Below are 22,442 nucleotides of genomic sequence, written 5' to 3'. Positions count from 1 at the left end.
ATAGAAGCTTACGGTTTGAAATTTGCCTGTGATATATTGCGACAAAACGTGTTGAAAGTTAATAATTCCTTGCGCCCAAAAATTCTGTTAGCTGAGCACAGCCACAATCCCTAGCCCAAAGCTTTCAATCTTTAGCTGGGTAAGGTCACAATCTCTAACCAAAAGCTTTCAATGTTTTGAATGGTGGTCGCTAACTGCGACGGATTCGCATTTTTGACCACGTAGCAGTTGCCCTGGTTGAAATAGCTCTGAAAAACATCATCCGTCTGCTCCGAGTCAGACAGCACAATCACCGGAATGCGGCGCAGGTTGGGATCACCCTTGAGGGTTGTGAGAACGTCCAGACTGGCCTGATCGGGCAAATTGAGATCCAGCAAAATTAGGTCTGGGCGCTGCCCTGGTGCGGCGGCGGTAGACTGCAACCAGTCTAGGGCCGATGCACCACTCTCCATCACCTGCAGGCGATATTGATCAGGCTTATCCGTCAACACCTGCCGCACGGTTTCCACTTGGTCGGCGTGGTGATCAATCAACACAATCAAGCGCTCTAGCGAGTCATCCTGCATGGTATTCGGCCTCACGCTTTACCGCCTTGGGCTGTCCGCCACCTTGCGAACGCCAGCAGCCCCTTAGCCTGCACCATAGGCCATAATTCCGGCTTTTAGCGCATTCTGCGGAAAGTTATAACCTTCGGTGGTGTGTTTGCCAGCCAAGGGAATGACGGACACACCGCCAAACAACCGGGATAGCTCCTGGGGCAGGATAGAGGGGGGCACACGGTGGATTTGGCCAGGGATTACGCTGTGGCTGTCACCCTGGACGTGCGATTCCCCCCATCCTCTAGGATGTTTTCCTCTAGGATATTTTGCCCTAGGCCAGTTGGAACGCCGCCCCTAGGCCCACGCCGATTTCGTGGATGGAGAGCTTGCCATCGTGGTCGGAGTCGAGGGCATCAAACACCGCATCGGTGCCCAGCCATTCCTCGCGGGTGATGAAGCCGTCGCCATCGAGGTCGTAGGCTTTGAACAGGTCATCGCGGGCGTGGGTGATCATGATTTCGCCCTGGGTGAGCTGCGTCAGCCGGGTCGCCAGGAAGTCTTCCAGGGTTTCCAGCGCCTTGCTAAAGCCCTTGATGCCTTCATCTAGCTTTTCCTTGGCCATGCGGTCGGCCTCGTGCATGGTGCGGAAAGTGGCCTCATCCATGGGGATTTTTTCGATGTCCAGGGTCGCCGCCTGGGTTGGATCCAGCTTGCGGGGTAGGTCGGCCTCGGTGCCTTCGAGCTGGGCTAACAACTGGGGCGAAATGGTCAGCAAGTCGCAGCCCGCCAGTTCGGTAATTTCACCAATGTTGCGGAAGCTGGCTCCCATCACTTCGGTGGCGTAGCCAAACTTTTTGTAGTAGTTGTAAATCTGCGTTACCGACACCACGCCAGGATCTTCCTGGGGGGCATAGGCTTCGCGCCCGGTCTCCTTTTTATACCAGTCTAAGATACGACCCACAAACGGAGAAATTAGCGTTACCCCGGCTTCGGCGCAGGCAATGGCTTGGTGCAGGCCAAACAGCAGGGTCAGGTTGCAGTGAATCCCTTCTTTTTCCAACACCTCGGCGGCTTTGATGCCCTCCCAGGTGGAGGCAATTTTAATCAGCACCCGATCCGGGCCAATGCCCAGCTTGTCGTACTGGTCGATAATGTGGCGGGCGGTGGCCAGGGTGGCCTCGGTGTCGTAGGAGAGCCGCGCATCGACTTCTGTAGACACCCGACCGGGGATAATATCGAGAATCCGCTGACCAAAGGACACCGCCAGTCGGTTAAAGGCGAGGTTGGCAATGTCCTTATCCGACGCCCCAGACCCGGCATCGGCCTTGGCCTTGAGCAGGGTCTCATCCACAATTTGGTGATACTGGGGCATCTGCGCCGCCGCCGTAATCAGCGAAGGGTTGGTGGTGGCATCGCGGGGCGTAAATTTTTCGATGGCTTGGATGTCTCCGGTGTCGGCCACCACAATGGTGACTTGCCGAAGCTGCTCTAAAAGGCTGGCCATGGTGTTCTCCTGGAATGGTACGCGGGTTGGGCGGATGTCCTCATTATTGTAATCACAGCGGTTTGAGCCGTTGTGACCGTCCGATGAACGCCACTAGGATGCCATAGCCACTTTTTCTACGGTGGATCTGCTCCCATCTCTGCGGGTTTTCTTAACGTTTGAAGCAAGCCGCCTGGGAGGAGGGTAGAGTCATCCTTGGCCGAGGGGCTCTGTGGGGGCGGGTGGCTTGGGCCTACAGCGGCCTCCAATAGCCAAGGCCTCAGCCAGATTTAGCGTCGCTGGCCCCCACCTAAGCCGCTCTATCTCCAGGGCTGAATGTGGGAAAATAGGGGCATTGTGGTGGCAAAGAGGCAACGACAACCATGGGTAAGCGGGTGGTGATTACGGGGGCAAGCCGAGGGCTAGGACGGGCGCTGGCGGAGGCTCTGATCGCCGAGGGCCACCAAGTGGCGGGCTGTGCGCGGGGGGCTGAAGCTGTCAATGCCTTGGCCGATCAATACCCTGACCACCATTTCACGGCGGTAGACATTAGCAATGCCGCAGCGGTACAAACCTGGAGCACGGCGGTGCTCGATCAGATGGGCGTACCAGATTTGGTGCTCAATAATGCCGGACTGGTGAACACCCCTGCGCCGCTGTGGCAGGTGCCCGCAGCAGAATTTGAGGCGGTGGTGGCGGTGAACCTGGTGGGCACGGTGAACGTGCTGAGAAGCTTTGCCCCCGCGATGATTCAACGGGGCAGCGGCATTTTTGTGAACTATAGCTCCGGCTGGGGCCGATCCACCTCGCCAGAATTTGCCCCCTACTGCGCGACGAAGTGGGCCATCGAAGGACTCACCCAAGCCTTTGCCCAGGAGCTTCCCCCCGGGATGGCCGCAGTGGCCCTCAATCCCGGCATCATCCACACCGATATGCTAGAAACCTGCTACGGCGAAGCGGCGGCAAGCTTTACCCCCATCGCCCAGTGGGTCAAGGCCGCCCTGCCTTTCATCCTCAACCTCAAACCCCAGGACAATGGCCGATCCCTCTCAGTTCCGGGCAGTTTGTCCTAGGAGGCCATCAGCCAGCGTTCGGCGGCGGCAGCAGGGAGAGGATGGGTAAACCAATGGCCCTGGGCAAGTTCGCAGCCGAGGTGCTTCAGGTGTTGGTTTTGGGCTTGGGTTTCCACCCCTTCGGCCACCGCCTCTAGGCCCAGGCGATTGCTGAGGGTAATCAGGGTCTCTACAATGTTGGCGCTGGGGCCATGGGCTTCCATGGTGGAGACAAAGGTGCGGTCAATTTTGAGGGCGCTAACCGGAAGTTGGTGCAGGTAGCTGAGGGAGGAGTAGCCCGTGCCAAAGTCATCAATGGTAAGGCTAAGGCCCAGGTCTCGCAGTTGCTGGAGTTGCAGGGCCATGGCCTGGATATTTTGAATCAGCATACTTTCGGGAATTTCGAGGTTGAGGCAGCAGGGCGACAGGGCCGACTGGGCAAAGAGCGCTTGCAGGTGGGGGATCAGGTCATCGCGCCACAGGTCTTGGCTAGAGACGTTGAAGCTGAGAGTGAGGTGGGCAAAGTTGGGGTAGTGGCGCTGCCAGGTGGCCAGTTGTTGTAGGCCCTTGTCTAACACCCAGCGATCTAGGGACGCGATTAACCCGGTTTCCTCGGCAATGGGGATAAACTCGACGGGCAGCAATAGCCCCCGTTGGGGGTGATGCCAACGGACGAGCACCTCAAAACCGCAGATTTGGCCCGTCGCCAGTCGTAGGATGGGCTGGTAGTACAACACCAATTCCTGGTGGTCAATAGCCTGCCGCAAATCCTGCTCAAGCTGGAGACGATCTAGAACTTGCTGCCGCATTGAGGCATCAAAAATAACGAAACAGCCTCGCCCCCGTGCCTTGGCGCGATACATGGCAATGTCTGCATCGCGCAGGGGTTCGGAGGCATCTTGGTAATGGGCCAAACTGGTGACAATACCTAGGCTGGCGTTGAGGAATACTTTGCGGCCCTGAACCATAAAGGGCTGTTGCAGTTCTGCCAGCAGCCGCTCCGCCATAGCTTTCACCTCCTGCAAACTGGCTATATCCTCCAGCAGCAAGACAAATTCGTCGCCCCCTAGCCGCGCCGCCATATCACTGGCACGCACCATGGCCTGGAGGGTATGGGCCACAGTCACGAGGATGGCATCCCCCGCCAGGTGGCCGAGGCTGTCGTTGATCACCTTGAAGTGATCGAGATCCAAAAACAGCACCGCAAACTGAGCCTGGGGGTAGCGGCGGGAACGCTGGAGGGCCAGTTCGAGGCGCTGCTTGAGGAAGGTGCGATTGGGCAACCCAGTCAGGGCATCATGGAGGCTGTTGTGGAGAATTTGGGCGGCGGCTTGGTGGCGTTCCTCTTCCGCCTGTTTGCGTTCGGTAATGTCGGTGAGGGTGCCGCTCACCCGTAGGGGTTGGCCGTCGGCATCCCACTCCACCACCCGCCCTCGATTGAGTACCCAAACCCAGTAGCCCTGGCGATGGCGCAGTCGGATTTCACAGTCGTGGGTAGGGCAGCGTCCGGCAACGTGAGCCGCCAGCGACTCATCGTACCGGGGGCGATCCTGGGGATGAATGGCCTGTTGCCAGTCTTGGATGGTGGTAGGTGGGTGGGGGTGGCCCCCATAGCCCAGCAGGTGCAAGCACTGATCATTGATCCACATTGCGCCGCTGGGGATGTGCCAGTTCCACAGACCTATACCCGATCCCTCGATGGCCAGTTGCAGCAGTTCGCAGGTGCGCTCTAGGTCGGTCTGGGCTTGCTGGTGCTCTCGGCGATCCTGGGCATCGCGGATTTCCCGTCGCACCGCTTCTCCCAAACGCGAAAGGTTGTCCTTCATCACATAGTCGCAGGCTCCGGCCCGCATTAGCGCCACGGCGGTGGCTTCGCCCACGGTGCCCGACACCACAATAAAGGGGATATCTTGACCGCTCTGCTTGAGGAGATCTAGGGCGGCGGGGGCACTGAAGTGGGACAGCTTATAGTCTGATAACACCACATCCCAGGGTTGACTCTGAAGCGCCTTCTCCAATTCGTCGGCGGTTTGTACCTGCTGCCACTGGGGATCAAATCTTGCCCACTTCAGTTCGCGCAGCAGCAGTACGGCGTCATCATCGGAATCTTCGATAATTAAGACGCGGAGGGCAGTAGCGGCAGTGTTCATAGCTGACGAGATTCAGAGGGTAGAACTAGCCTGATTCATCCGAGTCCAATACACCCCCAGCCGCTCGATGGCGGTGGCAAAGTCGTCCATGGATACAGGCTTGCATACGTAGCTGTGGGCTCCCAGATGGTAATTGTTGAAAATATCACGCTCTTCGCGGGAAGATGTGAGTACAACCATGGGCTGTGGGCGCAGGGCTTCCCAGCTACGGAGTTACCGCAAGACCTCTAGGCCGTCAACCTTAGGCAGTTTGCAATCCAGCATCACCACAACGGGCCGGGGGCGCATCTCTTGCCACCGTTGCAGGGCCTCCTCTCCATGGTGGGCCACGATCCACCGGATTGGTGGTGTTGCCCCGCCGCAGATCGCGTAGGTGAGCTATTCGTCGTCGGGGTTGCCTTCCACCGCTGCCTCAGCCCACACCATCAGACTTGGTGTCCGTGTCACCGCCCCCACGCCCCACGCTCCCGTTAATGCGGTTGCCCACGTGAGCCAGCAACCCTGACGATCCTGAGCTGACCCCAAGTCTAGCCCGACGCCATCATCTGCCCCCAGTTGCGGGTTCCGCCTCGTGGGCGTTCTACCCCTTGATAGCGTGGGGCTTGATCGCTAGGGACGGCTCACCACGCGGCGGATTGATCCTGGCTGAGTTCTCCCCCTGCTGCCCTACCCCATTGCGCTAACCGCACCCCATCGCACTAAAAAGAGAGACCGAAAAACAACCTACCTAAGACGGTATCAACCCTTCTTCACCGTCATTTCAAAAATGAATAGAAAATGAATTATAACGGCCATCAATGCTCAGTGAAAAATTATTTTATTGGCGAGATATGTGCCCAAAATAGAGCATGGTATCCTAGTTAAACTAGGAGAAAACCATGAACCCATTGACTGGCTTTACCGCTGCTTTGCTGCTAATCACCCTGTCGGAAATTGGGGATAAAACTTTCTTCATCGGTATGATCTTAGCCACCCGTCACCCTCGTCGCTGGGTGTTTCTAGGGGTGACGATGGCTCTATTTGTTATGACGACATTATCCGTAGCGATTGGCCAAGTTGCGACCTTTTTTCCCCCTAGGATCGTCAATGGGTTGACCGTGGCTCTCTTCCTGGGGTTTGGCTTTAAACTCTTCTACGATGGCCTCGCCATGAAAGGGCCAGGTAGCCTTGAAGATGAACAAATTGAAGCCCTAGAAGCGGTCGAAAAGCGTGAACAAGCCACAGCCGCACGGACTCCCCAAGCTATCGTCATAGAAGCCTTTAGCCTAACCTTTGTGGCAGAGTGGGGAGACCGCACCCAACTGGCTACTATTGCCCTCGCGGCGGCGCAACATCCCATTGGAGTGGTGCTAGGGGCCACCCTAGGCCATGCTATCTGTGCGGCCATTGCGGTGGCCTGCGGCAAACTGGTAGCAGGGCGGATTTCAGAGCGTTGGTTGATGCTGGTGGGCGGTGCTCTGTTTATTGCGTTTGGCATTGTTGCGGCCATCGAGCGGTTTGGGCCCTAGCCCGCTGCTCCGTTTGCCCTGGGCATTTCCCTGGCGATTACGGTGCATTGGTCTCGGCAACGGGCACTGCCTTGGGGACGGTGGGCCACGCAATACGGCTATCCTCCGCCAAGAGCCGAGCAATTTCGCGGGCACCATAGCGGTTGATGTGGCTAGGGTCGGCAAAAAAATGGGACTGCCAGCGCCACAACTCCAGCAGGTCAATGACGGTCATGGTGCCCCGGTTGGCATAGGTTTGCAAAAAGCGCTGAAACTGGCGTTCGTAGCCCATGCGCACGGGGTCGAGGTAGTCGTTGCTGAGGGGCAGATTGACGAAAACCAGGGGAATGCCCCGACTGCGAAAGGATTGAATCACCGCCTCTAGGGAGAGGGTTTGCACCCCATCTAGGCGAAAGGCGCGGTAGGTGTCGTCATACTGGCCGCGCACCCGTGGAAAGGATCGATAGTACACCTCTGGGTTGAACTGATCGTTGACCGCCAAAAACCCTTGGCTATTGATGGCGGTCATGGGCACGGGGCCGTCGGGAATCGCCAGATTGGGGCTGGGGTCTACCAGGCTCAATCTGGCTCCATCGCGCACGGCGGCAAAGCCGGGAGACTCTAAAATGCTGGCAAAGGTGCGGTCAAAGCGGCCACTGTTGAACCCCCTCGCCCCCTCGGCCCAGATCACCAGCCGAGGGTGCATATCCTCCGCCAAAAGCTGCCGGGTGACAAAGCTCATCACCTGGGCGGTGGCCCCATTCACGCTGAAGTTATACACCCGCAGGTTGGGGCGTCCTTGGGCGGCGAGGGCCTGCTGCAACACCTGGGGATCAATGCCCTGCAAGGCCCGCGAACTGCCGATAATCAACACATCCGGCGGCCCCAGCGTGGCCACGTAGGAGTGATAAAGGCTGAGTTGTTCATCTAGCACCGCACTGCCCAAGGGCGGAAACACGCGCGGCATACCGTCCGGCTGAGCCTGGGCGGCCTGATCCTGCGCCACCGCTCGATTGTTGAGGTATTCCTGCGCCCGTCGCTGGCTGAAGGCGTAGCGCGGATCCTCCACGGGCATTCCCTTCAGCCACAGGGCCGACTGCCCCCAACTGGTGGCGACCTGCTGCCAGTCAGCGGCGGTGCTGGCGGATTGGGCTAGGTGGGCGGCTCGATTGGCTTCGCTCACGGCCAAGTACCACCGCTCCGCCGCCGAAGGATTGGCCGTTGCCGGAGATGCCGCTACCGCCATCGGGTCTAGTTCAACGCCCCTATCCATAGACTCGGCCACGCCACCGCAGCCCACCAAGAACAACCCCGCCGCCCCCATGGCCCACGGAAGGGAGCTAACCACTGAGGAAATTACCCCCCTAAACGGCGCAAACTGACCCCACACCCGATTTCTGAACAACGGCCCAACCACCAGTTCGGGGAACATCGGCGTGATCTCTCCATGCACACTTGACTTGATCTTAGCGGTAGGTTTCCAGATTCTTGGGAGCGTGGGGCGCAATCTTCAGGGGATTATCCTCAAAAGAGGCGCTATTGCCTCGATGGTAGGCGGGTTGGTGCAGGAGAATGGTGCATCCAGCTAGGGATTGAACTATCCCAAAAACAGTTTGTAGGCGGGGTTTTGGTTTTCGTCCCAGTATTGGTAGCCCAAGTTGTCGAGGAAGGTTTGCCACTGTTCCATTTCGTCCGGCGGCACCTGAATTCCAGTCACGATGCGGCCATAGTCTGACCCATTGTTGCGGTAATGGAACAGGCTGATGTTCCAATCGGGGCTCATGGAACTGACAAATTTCATTAGGGCACCGGGCCGTTCGGGGAATTCAAACCGATAGATTAATTCGTTATGGGCGAGGGGAGATTTGCCGCCGACCATGTGGCGCAGGTGCATTTTTGTCAGCTCATCGTCGGTGAGATCGAGGGTTTTTAGGCCCTTGGATTCAAACACCTGAATCATCTTTTCAGCATCGGCGCGGCCCTGCACTTCGAGACCTACAAAAATATGGGCCTCGCGATTATCGGCGATGCGATAGTTAAATTCCGTCAGGTTGCGGGTGCCGAGGCATTCGCAAAACGCCTTGAGGCTGCCCGGTGTTTCGGGAATGGTGACGGCAAAGATGGCCTCCCGCTGTTCGCCAATTTCCGCCCGTTCCGCCACAAACCGCAAACGGTCGAAGTTCATATTCGCCCCACAGGCCACGGCCACTAGGGTTTGGTCGGTGATGCCCTCGCGCTCCACGTAGGCTTTGGCTCCGGCGATGGCTAAGGCTCCGGCGGGTTCCAAAATCGAGCGGGTGTCCTCAAACACGTCCTTAATTGCCGCACAGGTGTCGTCGGTGCTGACCAGGATGATGTCGTCCACATACTGCTGGCAGAGGCGGAAGGTTTCTTCGCCCACCTGGCGCACGGCCACCCCATCGGCAAATAGGCCCACCTGGCTCAGCCGCACCCGCTCCCCGGCCTTGAGGGATTGATCCATCGCGTCGGCCTCGATGGGTTCTACGCCGATGATTTTGATCTCCGGTCGCAAGCGCTTGACGTAGGCGGCAATGCCGGAAATCAACCCGCCGCCGCCAATGGCCACAAAAATGGCGTGGATGGGCTGGGGGTGCTGGCGCAGAATTTCCATGGCGATGGTGCCCTGGCCCGCAATCACGTCGGGATCATCAAAAGGATGCACAAAGGCCAGCCCCTTTTCTTCGGCAAGCTGGCGGGCGTGGGCGTAGGCGTCGTCGTAGGCTTCGCCGTAGAGCACGACTTCGCCGCCGCGAGCCTTCACCGCATTCACCTTCACCATCGGCGTGGTGGTGGGCATCACAATAATGGCGCGGGTGCCCAACTGCTTCGCCCCCAGGGCCACCCCCTGGGCATGGTTCCCCGCCGAAGAGGCAATCACCCCCTGGGCCAACTGCTCCGGCGACAGGTGCGCCATTTTGTTGTAGGCTCCCCGCAGCTTGAAGGAAAACACCGACTGCATATCCTCCCGCTTCAGCAGCAGCCGATTGTGCAGCCGCGCCGACAGGTTGGGGGCTACCTCCAGCGAGGTTTCTTGGGCAACGTCATAGACGCGAGCGGTGAGAATGCGTTCGAGGTAGTCGGTGGCCATGGGGAGGAAGGGAGTGGGGAGTCGGGAGTCGGGAGTCGAGACTGGCCCTCACCCTAAATCCCTTTCCCATATTGGGAGAGGGACTTTGAAGGATTCCGGCTCCCCTCTCCCTCCTGGGAGAGGGGTTGGGGGTGAGGGCCAAACTCAGGTAGAAAAACGGGTTGATGATGTTCTGACACTACTATTCTAAGACGCTAGGGGGGCTACCCTCGGCGGCGCAGCACGGTCAGCAGGGTTTCAAAGTGGGGCGGCAGGGGGGCATGGGCAACGATGATCTCTCCGGTGGCGGGGTGGACGAGTTCCAGCCGTTCGGCGTGGAGGGCTTGGCCGGGGAGGTTCACCCCCAGATCGCGGCCAGAACCGTAGGTGGGGTCGCCCACCAGGGGATGGCCGATGGAGGTACTGTGGACGCGGATTTGGTGGGTGCGGCCCGTTTCCAACCGAAAGCGCATCAGGGTCAGGTTGCCCAGGCGTTCTTCCACCTGCCAGTGGGTGACGGCGTGGCGTCCGCCTTTTTCGATGGGGACAATGGCGTTGCGTTTGCGATCTTGGGGGTGACGACCGAGGGGCGCGTCGATGGTGCCGGAGTTGGTTTTGGGGGCACCGTAGACCACGCCCAGGTATTCTCGGCGGGCGGTTTTGGCCTTCATTTGGGCCTGGAGGTGGCTGTGGGCGAGGTCGGTTTTAGCAATCACAATGGCCCCGGTGGTGTCTTTATCGAGCCGATGCACAATGCCGGGACGCTGGACGCCGCCAATGCCCAAAAGCTGCTCCCCACAGTGGGCCAGCACCGCATTGACCAGGGTGCCGCTCATATTGCCGGGGGCGGGATGCACCACCAATCCAGCGGGTTTGTTGATGATAATCAGATGATCGTCTTCGTACAAAAGATCGAGGGGGATGTCTTCCGGGGTCAGCTCCAGCGGCTTGACGGCGGGAATGGTCAGCCGAATCTGATCGCCCACCTGCACCGCCTCTTTTTTGTTGGTACACAGCCGCCCATTGAGGGTGACATATTCCCAATCAATCAGCTTTTGCACCCGGTTGCGGGAGAGTTCCTTCACCTGGGCCGTCAGCCAGCGATCTAGACGCGGCGGATCCGCCCGATCCACCGTAAGATCGAGGTGCCGATCCTGAAAATGCGGATCGTCGAGGGCTAGGCTGGGAGCGTCGTTGCGGGAAGGGGAACCGATCAAAGCAGTACGGGCTAGGAAACGTCTTGGATGAGCGGGCCAATCGATCACCAGGCAAATTATCCCCGGAATGTAGGATTATTCGCCCGCTATGGGCATCCTAGCTTGTGGCAGGGCCGTTGGGGCACAGGTTATCCGGTATCCTGATAAACGTTAAGTAAGGAATGGGGCTTGTCCGGCTGGGCCGCCGTCACTGATAGGGGATGGTCTCTCTATTTAAAATGATCGGCACAGGCATCCCTTCTCGGCTGAGACAAGGTTTAATAGCAACGGAGCACGGAGTAGGCCACTCCGGTATCGAGGCAGAGAGAATTATGAGTACAGTCTTGATTGTGGATGACAGTTCAACTCTCCGGGAAATGATCGCCGGACTTTTGCTCAAGGCTGGCTTAACAGTCCTAGAGGCCAAAGATGGAGTTGAGGCCCAGGCGATGATCCAAGCCTCCCCGCCCGATTTGGTGGTGCTGGATATCGTCATGCCCAATATGAACGGCTATGAGCTCTGCCGCTGGATCAAAAATAACGCCACCACCCAATCCATTCCGGTGATTATCTGCTCCTCCAAGGGCGAGGAATTTGACCGCTACTGGGGGATGAAACAGGGGGCCGATGCCTACATCACCAAGCCCTTCCGCCCCGACGACATGATCAGCACCGTGCGGCAACTGCTGCGCTAGGGCGACCATCCCTGCGTCCGGTTGCGCCCCGCCTGCTTAGCCTGATACAGGGCTTGATCAGCCTGGTGAACCGGGGTGAAGGGAGTGTCCTCGGAGGTGGGCACCAAACTGCTGACCCCAATACTGAGGGTGACAACGGAGGCCACCGGGGAGGTGCGATGGGGAAGTTGGAGAGCCACAACCGCCTGCCGCACGGCTTCAGCCACCGCCATGGCCCCCGCCCTGGGGGTATTCGGCAAAATAATAATAAATTCCTCCCCGCCGTAGCGGGCTAGGAAGTCGGCAGAACGACCAATGACCTGCTGGGCCGCCTGGGCAATGGCCACCAAACAGCGATCACCCTGCTGGTGGCCGTAGGTGTCGTTGTAGCGCTTGAAATAGTCCACATCAAACAACAGGATAGATAGGGGCTGTTGTTCCCTGGCTAGCCGTGCCCACTCTTGATCTAAACGACGATCAAAACTGCGGCGATTAGCAATCTGGGTTAGCCCATCAGTATCCGCCAGTTGCTCTAGCAGGGCCTGAGTACGGGAAAGATCCGCATTAATTTGTATGAGTTGGGCTTCAGCGCGTTCTTTTTCTCGCAGTTCTGCCTGCAACTGCTGAAATAAATCTGCCTGCTGAATCGCTAAGGAAAGCTGCCCCGCCAGTTCCCGAATCAGATCTACCTCTCTCAACTGCCAAAACCGGGGCTCGGTACATTGGTGAATAAATAGCAAACCCCAGATTTTTTCTCCCTGCAACAGAGGCGCAATCAGTTGAGACTGAATCTGAAACCGCTGAGGCCCATAGTTACAAATCGCCTGATTGCTCGGCGCTTTAGAATTTTCTAAATCAGTTAGCTCTTCCATAGACTCGAATCGAGTTAGGCCGTCAGACATACCTAGATCAGGAAGTTGAGATTCAACCAGAATATCTCCTGCTGATTTTCGGGCTAGGTAGTAGGTGGCTAAATAGCGGGTCTCTAAACGATCCGCAGAGAGCAGGCTTTCAACCTTATTTCCCAGAGCCTCAGCGATAAATGTCCCGGAAATCTCCGGTGATTGATCCCACTGAAAAATCGCTACTCGGTCGGCCTTAGTAAACTGTTGAATCTCTTGAACCGCAATGGTAAAAATGTGAGTTAAATCTAGACTATCGCGAATGTTCTGGGAAATCTGTCGGATAAGTAGCCGCTGCTCATATTGCTGAATCAGTGCTTGTTCGGCTTCTTGCTGAGCTAGAACTGCTATCTCAGCGGCTTTTTTAGACCGTAGAATTTCATCCTCATACTGAATGCGATTCCGAATGGGAATAATGACGAGGTCATTGCTGATGGGAGCCAAATCATAGCGACGACGACCATTGATGAGCACAGGAATATCGTGACCCGAACGAGGTCGAAAAGAAAGATAAATTTCCTCAACCTTACCCTTCATTCTCAATAAGGGGAAGAGGTGAGTGTGGTAAAAAATGCGAGCGGCAATAGGAAGAATCACATCGACTCTTTGACCCTGCAAATCCTTCTGACTCCAGCCTAGAATCTTCAATAGCGTAGTATTGACATGAATAATGATGCCTGAATCATTCAGGACTAGGTATCCGGCAGGAGCCCTGTCCCACCGATCCTCCATAGTGCTGTTGGATGCTGCCATTAGAAGGGTTAGTGATTGGCAATCATTCGTTCAAGGCCCAATTGCCCTAAAGGGTTTCGGCTAAGTAAGCTTTCATCAGGGCTATGGTTTCCTCAGGATGACTCATGTGGGGACAATGGCCCGTCGCTTGCATAATCTGAAGCGTACTGTGGGGTAAATGGTGCTGAAGATAGTATCCCACAGCCTTCGGGGCAATACTATCTTCAGTGCACTGCAAAATTAGAGAAGGGATTTTAACCCTGGGTAAATCAGAACGATTATCGGCATAAAACGTAGCTTTAGCAAAGCGAGTAGCAATCTCTGGATCGGTGGAGCAGAAGCTGTCTTCTAGTTCACGGGTGAGGTCTGGGTTGTCTTCATTTTTCATTGCCACAGGGGCCAAAAAACTAGCCCAGCCTAGGTAGTTTCGCTCCATTAGTTCCAGCAGTTGTTCAATGTCGCGCCGCTCAAATCCGCCAACATAATCATCATCATTAATATAACAGGGGGAAGGGGCAACTAAAATCAACTGCTGGAAGTATTGTGGGGCCTGAATCGCCGCTAAGACACCAATCATTGCACTCACAGAATGGCCGACAAAAATCAGCTTTTCTAAGGCCAGGGTGTCACAGATGGCTAAGACATCTTGGGCATAGCCCTGCAAGCTTTGATAGCGATTGGGATCGTAGGCTGTGAGGTCAGATTTGCCTGACCCCACATAGTCAAAGGTAATGACTTGATAATCAGCGGCGAAGGCCGGAGCAACCCAGCGCCACATGGTTTGATCACAGCCAAAGCCGTGGGCAAACAGCATCGGCGTTTGCCCCTGCCCAGCAAAACAAACGTGGTGACGAGTCAAGATGGGATGAGTCATAGGGCGTAGCCTAAACGAGATATCGTGGTCTGGGGGCACCGAACCATTGCGGACCGTCATAGAGTAGCCCGATGTCTGGGGCAGGGGTGCCCTCAATCCCACCGAGTCTCGGTGGATCATGGGATTCCTGCCGCCCACCCTGGCAGAACTCCAGCCCCTCCTCTAGCAGGGACAGGGGAGCCCGCACCTTCCTCACAGCCCCTAGGCCCCACGGGAAACGAGCTTTAGAATGGGGCAAGTTCAGGGCAACAGCGCTCGGGTATAGACTTCTGCACCCACCTCACCTGCTGGAAAAGAATCGATGATTCCAGGAAATGGGGTGGTTCAGAGGCTGGGCTAGGAGCCCTGGACTGGCTACCCCCGAAGGCGCAATCTGGCGTGATTCGGGAAGATACTCTTTGGATTTTCTTATATTTTGCGGATCTTTCGTGAGAAGTCCCTCATAAAAACTGGTCGTTCTTGCTTGGGGATCGCATAATAGGAGAGGCTATTGGAGTATGTAAAGACATTGTTACGCCAATACAGGGTGGCTACTACGGGGTGAACGGTAAGATTTGGGCTATGGAGTCCGGTGTCTTCCAGGGTTAGCCCTTTGAATGTGCGTAGTTAAACCTTAGGCGTTCCAGCCTAGGGGCTTAATCGGCACGAGTGACGGTGTCCTCTTTTGCCACTTTAACCATTCCATGACAATCAGTGAACTTCTGAAGGCTGGAATTGAAAAGGCCAAGCTTGGGTATTTTCAGGATGCCCTGGCAATTTTTACGCAGGTGCTGCGCCTGGATGGGGCTTGCGCCAAGGCCTATTACAATCGAGGCTGTGCCTACCGCGATTTGAACCAGTATCGTCAGGCCCTGGATGATTTTTCGACCGCCCTGAGCCTAGATCCGCAGTTGGCCAGCGCCTATATCAACCGAGGCAATGTCTATTACCTCATGGGCGAATTGGCGGCGGGGTTGGCCGATCTCGACCGGGCGATTGCCCTGCAACCCAGTGCCCTCAAAGCCTATGGTAGTCGGGGTCGCCTCAAGCTGGATATGGCGGACTACCGGGGGGCAATTGCCGATTTTTCTAGGGTGCTAGACGCCCAGCCGCAATTTGTGAAGGTGCTGCTATGGCGGGGTTTAGCCTACCTCAAGCAAGGGACGCATCTGCCCTCAGCGGATCAGCGCCATCCGGCCTATCAGCGCGCTATCGAAGACTTCTCGGCTCTGCTAGCCCGCCAACCCCACCACGCCGAAGCTCTAAACTATCGGGCCGTGGCCCACTTTCAACTCCGAAACTACTACCAGGCAACCCTCGATCTCAACCAGGCCCTACATCATCGACCTGACTATGCCGAAGCCTACGTCAACCGAGGAACGCTGCGCCACGAGATGGGGGATGATCAGGGAGCCATTGACGACTACACAGCGGTGCTCACCCTCTATCCGGCGCTACAGGATCGAGCCTATAACCAAACTCTGGTGGGGCTATCCCTAGCTAAGCTCGACCATACTTCTCGAGAAGATCCATCCCGAAACCTACGATTTCGGCTGGCGGATCTGTACGACAGTCGTGGTCATCTCCATGCCCAGATGGGCGATTTGGCGGAAGCCAACGCTGACTATACCCTGGCGCTGCGGTTTAATCCTCGCAGTGGGCACCTGCTAGCCAATCGGGGGCGCGTTCTTAGTCGCCAAGGCCAGTATCAAGCGGCCCTCGCCGACTTTGATGCCGCCCTGGCCCTCAGCACTGAGGATGCGCTAGTCTACTGTGATCGGGGCTATGCCCACTATTTTCTGGGCGCGTGGGAGCAAGCCTTGGCCGACTTCAATCAAGCCCTGGCCCTCAATCCTGATCTGGCAGAAGCCTACCTGGGCCGAGGCCACACTCAAATTCGCCTTGCCAAACGGGCCAATGCCGCCCTCAGCGACTTTCGCAAAACGTTGGAACTGTCTTGGGATAGTCGCCAACTTCAGCGCTCACGGCCTTTGTAGGCGGTCAGGAGTGTAGGCGGTCAGGAGACTAGGGGCGGTGAGTTAGGCCAGCACGGGCTCCGACTTAATTGCAAAGATGCGCTCGATAGCGTCTTCTACGGATCGATCAGGCGTTGACGCCCCGGAAGTGACGCCGACGACGATGGGGCCAGCGGGGAGCCAGTTGTCGGTCACGGTCATGTCGCCGTGGAGGCGTTTGTGCTCGATGCGGTTGCCGGGGCCAATGCGGTCGGCGCTGTCGATGTGGTAGGAGGGAATCTCTCGCTCAACGGCAATTTCTTGCAGGTGGGTGGTGTTGGAAGAGTTGTAGCCGCCGATAACAAGCATCACATCGAGCGTCTCATCCACCAGTTTGAACATGGCGTCTTGCCGTTCTTGGGTGGCATCGCAGATGGTATTAAAGCTGAGGAAATGATCGTTGAGGGCTTGGGGGCCATACTTTTTCAGCATGGTGTGCTCAAAGAGTTTACCGATTTGCTCGGTTTCGCCCTTCAGCATAGTCGTTTGGTTGGCAATGCCGATGCGTTCTAGGTCGGTGTCGGGGTCAAACCCAGCGGAGCAAGCCTTACCAAACTTGGCCATAAATTCCTCCCGGTTGCCGCCGTTGAGGATGTAGTTGGCAACGTATTCCGCCTGTTCTAAATTCAGAACGATCAAATACTTGCCCGCAAAGGAGCTGGTGGCCACGGTTTCTTCATGGTTATATTTGCCGTGGATGATGGAGGTGTGGTCTTGTTTTTTGTGCTTTTCCACCGTGTTCCACACCTTAGAAACCCAGGGGCAGGTGGTATCCACCATGGTGCAGCCCTTGTCGTTGAGCAACTGCATTTCTTGCACGCTGGCCCCAAAGGCGGGAAGGATTACCACATCGCCTTGACCCACCACAGAAAAATCTTTTTCGCCGTTTTTCACCTCAATAAAGGCAACGTTCATTTCCTTCAGGCGCTGGTTAACGCTGGGGTTGTGGATAATTTCGTTAGTAATCCAAATTTGCTGGGTGGGGAAGTGCTGCCGAGTTTCGTAGGCCATCGCCACCGCCCGTTCTACGCCCCAACAAAAGCCAAACGCCTCCGCCAGTTTGATGGTGACGTTGCCGCGAGTGAGGGTATAGTTAAGCGCCCGAATTTCCTGAATTAGACCACTGTTGTATTCGGTCTGCATTTGACCTGCCACTTCACTCCCGTGACCAAAGCCATGGCGAAAGTAGTTCTCAGAATGGTTGAGGGAGCGCTTAAAAGCCTTGGTATCCATCGGTATTTCCCAGAGTGGCGACACGTTACCTAGAATAACGGGTTGTGCACCGGGTTTTGGTGTGCCCAGCCTAGGAAAATTCTATGGTTAGGGCAAAGGCGAGGCGCTAGCTTGCGGTGGGCTACCGATTTCGGTGCTGCGGTGAGGCCGTGGTTATGATAGAGCCATGCGCCCCTGGGTAATCGCTATGGTACAAGCCGACCTTTACAAAAATCTTCCCACCAGCGACGAGCTGCCCGACTCCGACGATACCCCCGTGGATAACGAAGACCAAAATCTTTTACCCAACTACCTGCTCTTTTTGCTGAAGCTGATCTGGGCCGACCGCCAAGATTGGTACTTTGGCGTGGACATGGGCATCTACCACACCACCGGGGAAAACTGCCGTATTCCGGTGATCCCTGACGGCTTTTTGGCCCTGGGGGTGCCCCGTCGCAAACCCGGTCAGCGCTTCCGCAGAAGCTATGTGCTCTGGGAAGAAGAAGGCACCGTTCCGATCATGGCCTTGGAGATGGTGTCCTGGAGTCCCGGCGGGGAGTACGCCGAAAAAATGACCCTCTACGCCAACCTCGGCGTTCTGTACTACGTCATCTACAACCCGGAGTACTGGGGCCGCGACCAACACCAACCCTTCGAGGTCTACAAGTTAATCGGCGGGAAATACCAACTCCAGCGGGGCGAACCCTACTGGATGCCGGAGGTGGGCCTCGCCATTGGTCGCGCCCAGGGACTTTTGGGGGGCGAACTCCGAGAGCTATTAACCTGGTTTGATGCCGAGGGCAACCGCTATCCTTCCGCCGAAGAAAAAGCCCTAGAACTGGAAGCCCAAGCCCAGGCGTACCAATCCCAGGTCGAGCAGGAGCGTCAGGCCCGTCTAGGAGCCATTCAACCGCTGCATCAACGGGGACTCTCAACCGCAGAAATCGCCAGCATTCTGAGTTTGTCTGTGGATGAGGTTGATCAAGCAATCCGCCCTGATGAAACCTAAACCCCAGGCTAAGCACGCTGCCGCTTGATCGTCATGGCCAGGGCTTTTTCGGTGGATAGGATGGCCTGCTGAATTTCGTCGGCACTGACGTTCAGCGGGGGCACAAAGCGCACCACCTGCGGCCCCGCTGGGACGAGCAGCAAGCCTTCATCCATGGCGGCTTTCACAATGTCCACGGATTTAATCGCGCTTTCCGGTTGCAGCACCAGGCCGTTAATCAACCCCCAACCGCGCACCTGTTCGAGTTGGGTGGGATATTGCTGTATCAGCTTTTGCAGACCCAACCGCAGTTGTTCGCCCCGCTGCTGCACGTTTTTCAGCAGGTTTTCGGTTTCTAGGGTTTGGCAGACGGTGAGGCCCACCTTGCAAGCAAAGGGATTGCCGCCAAAAGTGCTGGCGTGGTCGCCCGGTTCAAACACATCGCAGGAGGACTTGCAGAGCAGCGCCCCGATGGGAATGCCGCCGCCCAAGCCCTTCGCGGAGGTGAAGATATCCGGCTCGATGCCCAGATTTTCGTAGCCCCAGAGGGTGCCCGTGCGGCCCATGCCCACCTGCACTTCGTCCAAAATCAGCAGAATACCCTTTTCGTCGCACAGTTGCCGAATTCGCTGGAAATAGGCCCGATCCCCCGGACAGACGCCCCCTTCCCCCTGAAGCGCCTCTAGCATGATGGCCGCGACCTGGGGCGTGTCGGCATCCAGTTCGGCAATCAGAGACTCCAGAGCCGCAATGTCGTTGTAGGGCACGTAGGCAAATCCCGGCATCAGCGGGTCAAAGTTTTTCTGATACTTGGGCTGTCCGGTGGCGGTGATGGTGGCCAGGGTGCGCCCGTGGAAGCTGGCCTGGGCGGTGATGATCAGCGGGTTAGCAATGCCCCGTTTGGTGTGGGCATACTTGCGGGCTAGCTTAATTGCCCCTTCGTTGGCCTCCGCCCCAGAGTTGCAGAAAAACGCCCGATCCGCACAGGAATGCTCCACCAGCCATTGGGCCAGGGCACCCTGTTCGGGAATGTAGTAGAGGTTCGAGACATGGTGCAGGGTTTGGATCTGCTGGCTGACCGCCTCCACCATGGCGGGGTGGGCGTGGCCGAGGGTGCAGGTGGCAATTCCGGCCACAAAATCCAGGTAACGACGGCCCTGGTCATCCCAGACAAAACAGCCCTTGCCACGGGTGAGGGTGAGGGGAAAGCGCCCGTAGGTGGTCATCACCGCCGCATCGAACTGGGCCGGGGAGAAACCGCTGTGGCCGTTGCTGGTGAAGGGCAAGGATTTGAGGGACTTTTGGACAAGGGTTTTTAGGCTCACGGTGGGGAAAGGGGGATTGGGTGGACGGAAGAGGAGCCGGAGGTGAGGGCATCCCTGAATCGAGCATAGCGGAAAGCCCCGGAAAAGCCAGCCTGGAAATAGGGGGATTTAATGACATAGCTGGGGATGGGTTGAGGCATCCTTGCCGTATCGCCCCCAGAGGATCACGCTCCGGTAAAATTTGGGGATGACTGAAACACCGACTATGCCCCAAATTCCCGTCCAGTCCTGGCAGCGGCCCCTTGGCCAAGGCTGGGATCAGCATTACCTTGTGCGCTATGCCAGCAATTTAGACGATGGCCCCTGGCATGGGGCACCGCTGGGGGGCTTTGGGGCCGGGTGTATCGGTCGCTCGCCCAGGGGGGATTTCAACCTCTGGCACATCGACGGTGGTGAGCATGTGTTCCAGACGTTCCCCGGCTGTCAGTTCAGCGTGTTTGAATCCGGCGGCGGGCAAACCCAAGCCTACGCCCTGAGCACAGAACCGCCTCAAGGCGGCACCCTTTCTACTTGGAATTGGTATCCCGCTTTGACCCCAGAACGCTCCACCGGGACGTACCATGCCCTCTACCCTCGCAGTTGGTACCGCTACGAGAACGTGTTTCGGGCGGAAATTACCTGCGAGCAGTTGTCCCCCATTTGGCCCGACAACTACCAAGAAGCCAGCTATCCCGTCGCGGTGTTTGAGTGGACGGCCCACAACCCCACCAATCAGCCCCTCACCCTTTGCATCATGGTGAGCTGGCAGAACATGGTGGGCTGGTTTACCAATACGAAAAAATCCCCGGAAGTGTTGCAGCGGGACGATGGTAGCCCCTACTACGATTACGTTCCCGCCATTGGCCAAAGCCAGGGTAACTACGCCCAACTGATTTCCACCGACGGCCTCAAAGGTTGCCTGATGAGCGGCGATTGGCAACGGCTGCGGGAACCCCAGGAGGGCGACGGCCAATGGTGCATTGCCACGCTGGATAACCCGGATATCGAGATTTCCTACGATCTGCGCTGGAACCCGGCTGGAGATGGGGCTGACCTATGGGCGGCCTGGGCCAAGCTGGGCCGATTGATGAACCTGCTGGATACCACAGCGGCAGGGGAAAACGAGCAGGTCGGTTGCGCCCTGGCCCTGCGGTTTACCCTGCAACCGGGGGAAACGCGACAGTTCCCCATCGCCCTGGCCTGGGATTTGCCCGTGACGGAGTTTGCCAAGGGCGTCAGCGCCTACCGCCGCTATACAGATTTCTTCGGGCGGGATGGGCGCAATGCGCGGGCGATTGCCCATCAAGCGTTGACGAATTACCAAGACTGGCAACGGCAAATCACCACCTGGCAGCAGCCGATTTTGGACAGGCCCGACCTGCCGGACTGGTTCAAAATGGCGCTGTTCAACGAACTCTACGACCTCACGAGCGGCGGCACCCTGTGGAGTGCGGCGACGGAGGCCGACCCCGTGGGCCAGTTTGCGGTGCTGGAATGCATCGACTACCGCTGGTACGAAAGCCTGGATGTGCGGCTCTATGGCGGCTTTGCCACCCTGTTGCTGTGGCCAGAACTGGAAAAATCCATCCTGCGGGCCTTTGCCCAGGCCATCCCTACCCAGGACGACCGACGGCGGATCATTGGCTACTACCTGACCATGGGCGTAGAAAGTCCCCTGGCCCAGCGCAAAACCAAGGGAGCCACCCCCCACGACCTCGGTGCCCCCAACGAGCAGCCCTGGGTGCAAACCAACTACACCAGCTACCAAGACTGCAACCTCTGGAAAGACCTGGGCAGCGACTTTGTGATTCAGGTCTATCGCGCCTTTGTCTTTACGGGGTCGAGCGACCTAGAATTTCTGCAAACCTGCTGGCCTGCGGTGGTGGAAACCCTGCAATACCTCAAGCACTTCGACCGCGACGGCGACGGCATCCCCGAAAACGAAGGTGCCCCCGACCAAACCTTTGATGATTGGAGGCTCAAGGGTCTCAGTGCCTACTGCGGCGGGCTGTGGCTGGCGGCGTTAGAAGCAGCTCTGGCCATGGGCAATCTCCTAGCCGAACAAAACCTCGCCCCCGGCACCATCCCGATTTTGCTGACCCAGTACCAGCGCTGGCTAGAGGGCGGCCTCCGGGCCTACCACCCCAAACTGTGGAATGGCCGCTATTACCGCCTCGATATGGGCAGCGGCTCCGATGTGGTGATGGCCGACCAACTCTGCGGTCAGTTCATGGCACGGCTGCTGAACCTACCGGACTTGGTGGAAGAGAAATACATTCAGTCCTCCCTAGACGCCATCTACGAAGCCTGTTTCGTCAACTTTAACCAGGTGGCCCAAACCCAAGAGCGGCCCCAGGCCCAAAAGTTTGAGGGAGCCCAGGTCGGCAACTTCAGCGCCGCCACCTTAAAGCAACCCATCGGAGCCGCTAACGGTGTACTCCCCGACGGCACCCCCGAAGACCCCGACAGCACCCACCAACAGGAAGTGTGGACGGGCATCAACTTTGGACTTGCCGCGTTCTATGCCCAAATGGGCCACACGGATAAAGCTATGGCCATGACCGAAGCCGTCGTTCGCCAAATCTACGACTACGGCCTGCAATTCCGCACCCCGGAGGCCATCACCGCCCTGGGCACCTATCGCGCCTGCCACTATATGCGGCCCCTGGCGATTTGGGGTCTCTATGCGCTGCTGGAATCCCAGGACTGATGTCATGTCCCGCTCAGGGTGGCATCGACGCCCCTGGGCCACGGCCTAGCCCCGATG

The 22,442-nt window shown here is 57.4% G+C and carries 18 protein-coding genes; 6 read left to right on the top strand and 12 right to left on the bottom strand.

Annotated elements, in window-relative coordinates:
• Positions 1 to 131: 131 nt before the first annotated feature.
• From GFS31_RS01490 to GFS31_RS01480, 3 genes are all read right to left on the bottom strand, one after another.
• Entirely contained in the window at positions 132 to 566 is a 435-nt protein-coding gene (locus tag GFS31_RS01490; protein WP_198806557.1) for a response regulator, read from the bottom strand.
• A 63-nt stretch (positions 567 to 629) separates the two neighbouring features.
• Positions 630 to 776 carry a hypothetical protein gene (locus tag GFS31_RS01485; RefSeq protein ID WP_198806556.1) on the bottom strand — a complete coding sequence of 49 codons (147 nt, stop codon included), beginning with the start codon at positions 774 to 776 and terminating at the stop codon, positions 630 to 632.
• 94 nt (positions 777 to 870) lie between these two features.
• Positions 871 to 2,043, bottom strand: a complete 1,173-nt coding sequence (locus GFS31_RS01480; protein ID WP_198806555.1) for a transaldolase — start codon at positions 2,041 to 2,043, stop codon at positions 871 to 873.
• A 362-nt stretch (positions 2,044 to 2,405) separates the two neighbouring features.
• Between GFS31_RS01480 and GFS31_RS01475 the strand changes: the two genes are divergently transcribed.
• Positions 2,406 to 3,095 (top strand): SDR family oxidoreductase, encoded by a 690-nt coding sequence (locus GFS31_RS01475; protein ID WP_198806554.1) that lies wholly within the window; start codon positions 2,406 to 2,408, stop codon positions 3,093 to 3,095.
• On the opposite strand, the gene GFS31_RS01470 is transcribed toward GFS31_RS01475, so the two are convergent.
• Both GFS31_RS01470 and GFS31_RS01465 read right to left on the bottom strand, forming a co-directional pair.
• Entirely contained in the window at positions 3,092 to 5,224 is a 2,133-nt protein-coding gene (locus GFS31_RS01470; RefSeq protein WP_198806553.1) for a putative bifunctional diguanylate cyclase/phosphodiesterase, read from the bottom strand. The two genes, GFS31_RS01475 and GFS31_RS01470, sit on opposite strands and share 4 nt — an antisense overlap.
• A gap of 12 nt (positions 5,225 to 5,236) precedes the next feature.
• Complete coding sequence (locus GFS31_RS01465) at positions 5,237 to 5,404, bottom strand: hypothetical protein (protein WP_198806552.1); 168 nt, start codon at positions 5,402 to 5,404, stop codon at positions 5,237 to 5,239.
• Positions 5,405 to 6,102: 698 nt separating this feature from the next.
• On the opposite strand from GFS31_RS01465, the gene GFS31_RS01460 reads away from it, so the two are divergent.
• The gene (locus GFS31_RS01460; protein WP_198806551.1) at positions 6,103 to 6,732 is read left to right on the top strand and encodes a TMEM165/GDT1 family protein; all 630 of its coding nucleotides are present in this window, start codon (positions 6,103 to 6,105) and stop codon (positions 6,730 to 6,732) included.
• Between the two features lie 37 nt (positions 6,733 to 6,769).
• Here GFS31_RS01460 and GFS31_RS01455 read toward each other — a convergent pair whose 3' ends face one another.
• The 3 genes from GFS31_RS01455 to GFS31_RS01445 all read right to left on the bottom strand — a co-directional run bounded on the left by GFS31_RS01455 (position 6,770) and on the right by GFS31_RS01445 (position 11,016).
• A complete protein-coding gene (locus GFS31_RS01455) occupies positions 6,770 to 8,143 on the bottom strand; it encodes a hypothetical protein (protein ID WP_198806550.1) in 1,374 nt (457 codons plus the stop codon).
• Positions 8,144 to 8,308: 165 nt separating this feature from the next.
• Positions 8,309 to 9,820, bottom strand: a complete 1,512-nt coding sequence (gene ilvA / locus GFS31_RS01450; protein WP_198806549.1) for a threonine ammonia-lyase, biosynthetic — start codon at positions 9,818 to 9,820, stop codon at positions 8,309 to 8,311.
• A gap of 203 nt (positions 9,821 to 10,023) precedes the next feature.
• Complete coding sequence (locus GFS31_RS01445; RefSeq protein ID WP_317135057.1) at positions 10,024 to 11,016, bottom strand: RluA family pseudouridine synthase; 993 nt, start codon at positions 11,014 to 11,016, stop codon at positions 10,024 to 10,026.
• A gap of 311 nt (positions 11,017 to 11,327) precedes the next feature.
• Here GFS31_RS01445 and GFS31_RS01440 point away from each other — a divergent pair, with 311 nt between their 5' ends.
• Positions 11,328 to 11,690, top strand: a complete 363-nt coding sequence (locus GFS31_RS01440) for a response regulator transcription factor (protein WP_198806548.1) — start codon at positions 11,328 to 11,330, stop codon at positions 11,688 to 11,690.
• On the opposite strand, the gene GFS31_RS01435 is transcribed toward GFS31_RS01440, so the two are convergent.
• Complete coding sequence (locus tag GFS31_RS01435) at positions 11,687 to 13,303, bottom strand: diguanylate cyclase domain-containing protein (RefSeq protein WP_225907719.1); 1,617 nt, start codon at positions 13,301 to 13,303, stop codon at positions 11,687 to 11,689. The two genes, GFS31_RS01440 and GFS31_RS01435, sit on opposite strands and share 4 nt — an antisense overlap.
• Before the next feature lie 67 nt (positions 13,304 to 13,370).
• The gene (locus GFS31_RS01430; RefSeq protein WP_198806546.1) at positions 13,371 to 14,177 is read right to left on the bottom strand and encodes an alpha/beta fold hydrolase; all 807 of its coding nucleotides are present in this window, start codon (positions 14,175 to 14,177) and stop codon (positions 13,371 to 13,373) included.
• A gap of 683 nt (positions 14,178 to 14,860) precedes the next feature.
• On the opposite strand from GFS31_RS01430, the gene GFS31_RS01425 reads away from it, so the two are divergent.
• Positions 14,861 to 16,153, top strand: a complete 1,293-nt coding sequence (locus GFS31_RS01425) for a tetratricopeptide repeat protein (protein ID WP_198806545.1) — start codon at positions 14,861 to 14,863, stop codon at positions 16,151 to 16,153.
• Positions 16,154 to 16,195: 42 nt separating this feature from the next.
• Here the strand turns inward: GFS31_RS01425 and GFS31_RS01420 are convergent, their stop codons facing one another.
• Positions 16,196 to 17,404 carry a 4-hydroxy-3-methylbut-2-enyl diphosphate reductase gene (locus tag GFS31_RS01420; protein ID WP_198806544.1) on the bottom strand — a complete coding sequence of 403 codons (1,209 nt, stop codon included), beginning with the start codon at positions 17,402 to 17,404 and terminating at the stop codon, positions 16,196 to 16,198.
• Between the two features lie 187 nt (positions 17,405 to 17,591).
• On the opposite strand from GFS31_RS01420, the gene GFS31_RS01415 reads away from it, so the two are divergent.
• Positions 17,592 to 18,392 (top strand): Uma2 family endonuclease, encoded by an 801-nt coding sequence (locus GFS31_RS01415; RefSeq protein ID WP_198806543.1) that lies wholly within the window; start codon positions 17,592 to 17,594, stop codon positions 18,390 to 18,392.
• A gap of 8 nt (positions 18,393 to 18,400) precedes the next feature.
• Here the strand turns inward: GFS31_RS01415 and GFS31_RS01410 are convergent, their stop codons facing one another.
• Complete coding sequence (locus GFS31_RS01410) at positions 18,401 to 19,696, bottom strand: aspartate aminotransferase family protein (protein ID WP_317135056.1); 1,296 nt, start codon at positions 19,694 to 19,696, stop codon at positions 18,401 to 18,403.
• A 187-nt stretch (positions 19,697 to 19,883) separates the two neighbouring features.
• On the opposite strand from GFS31_RS01410, the gene GFS31_RS01405 reads away from it, so the two are divergent.
• Complete coding sequence (locus GFS31_RS01405; RefSeq protein WP_198806542.1) at positions 19,884 to 22,385, top strand: GH116 family glycosyl hydrolase; 2,502 nt, start codon at positions 19,884 to 19,886, stop codon at positions 22,383 to 22,385.
• The last annotated feature ends 57 nt before the right edge of the window (positions 22,386 to 22,442 follow it).

Origin of the sequence: Leptolyngbya sp. BL0902 (genome assembly GCF_016403105.1) — a bacterium.
GTDB lineage: Bacteria > Cyanobacteriota > Cyanobacteriia > Phormidesmidales > Phormidesmidaceae > Nodosilinea.
This window is presented reverse-complemented; position numbering and strand designations above follow the sequence as displayed.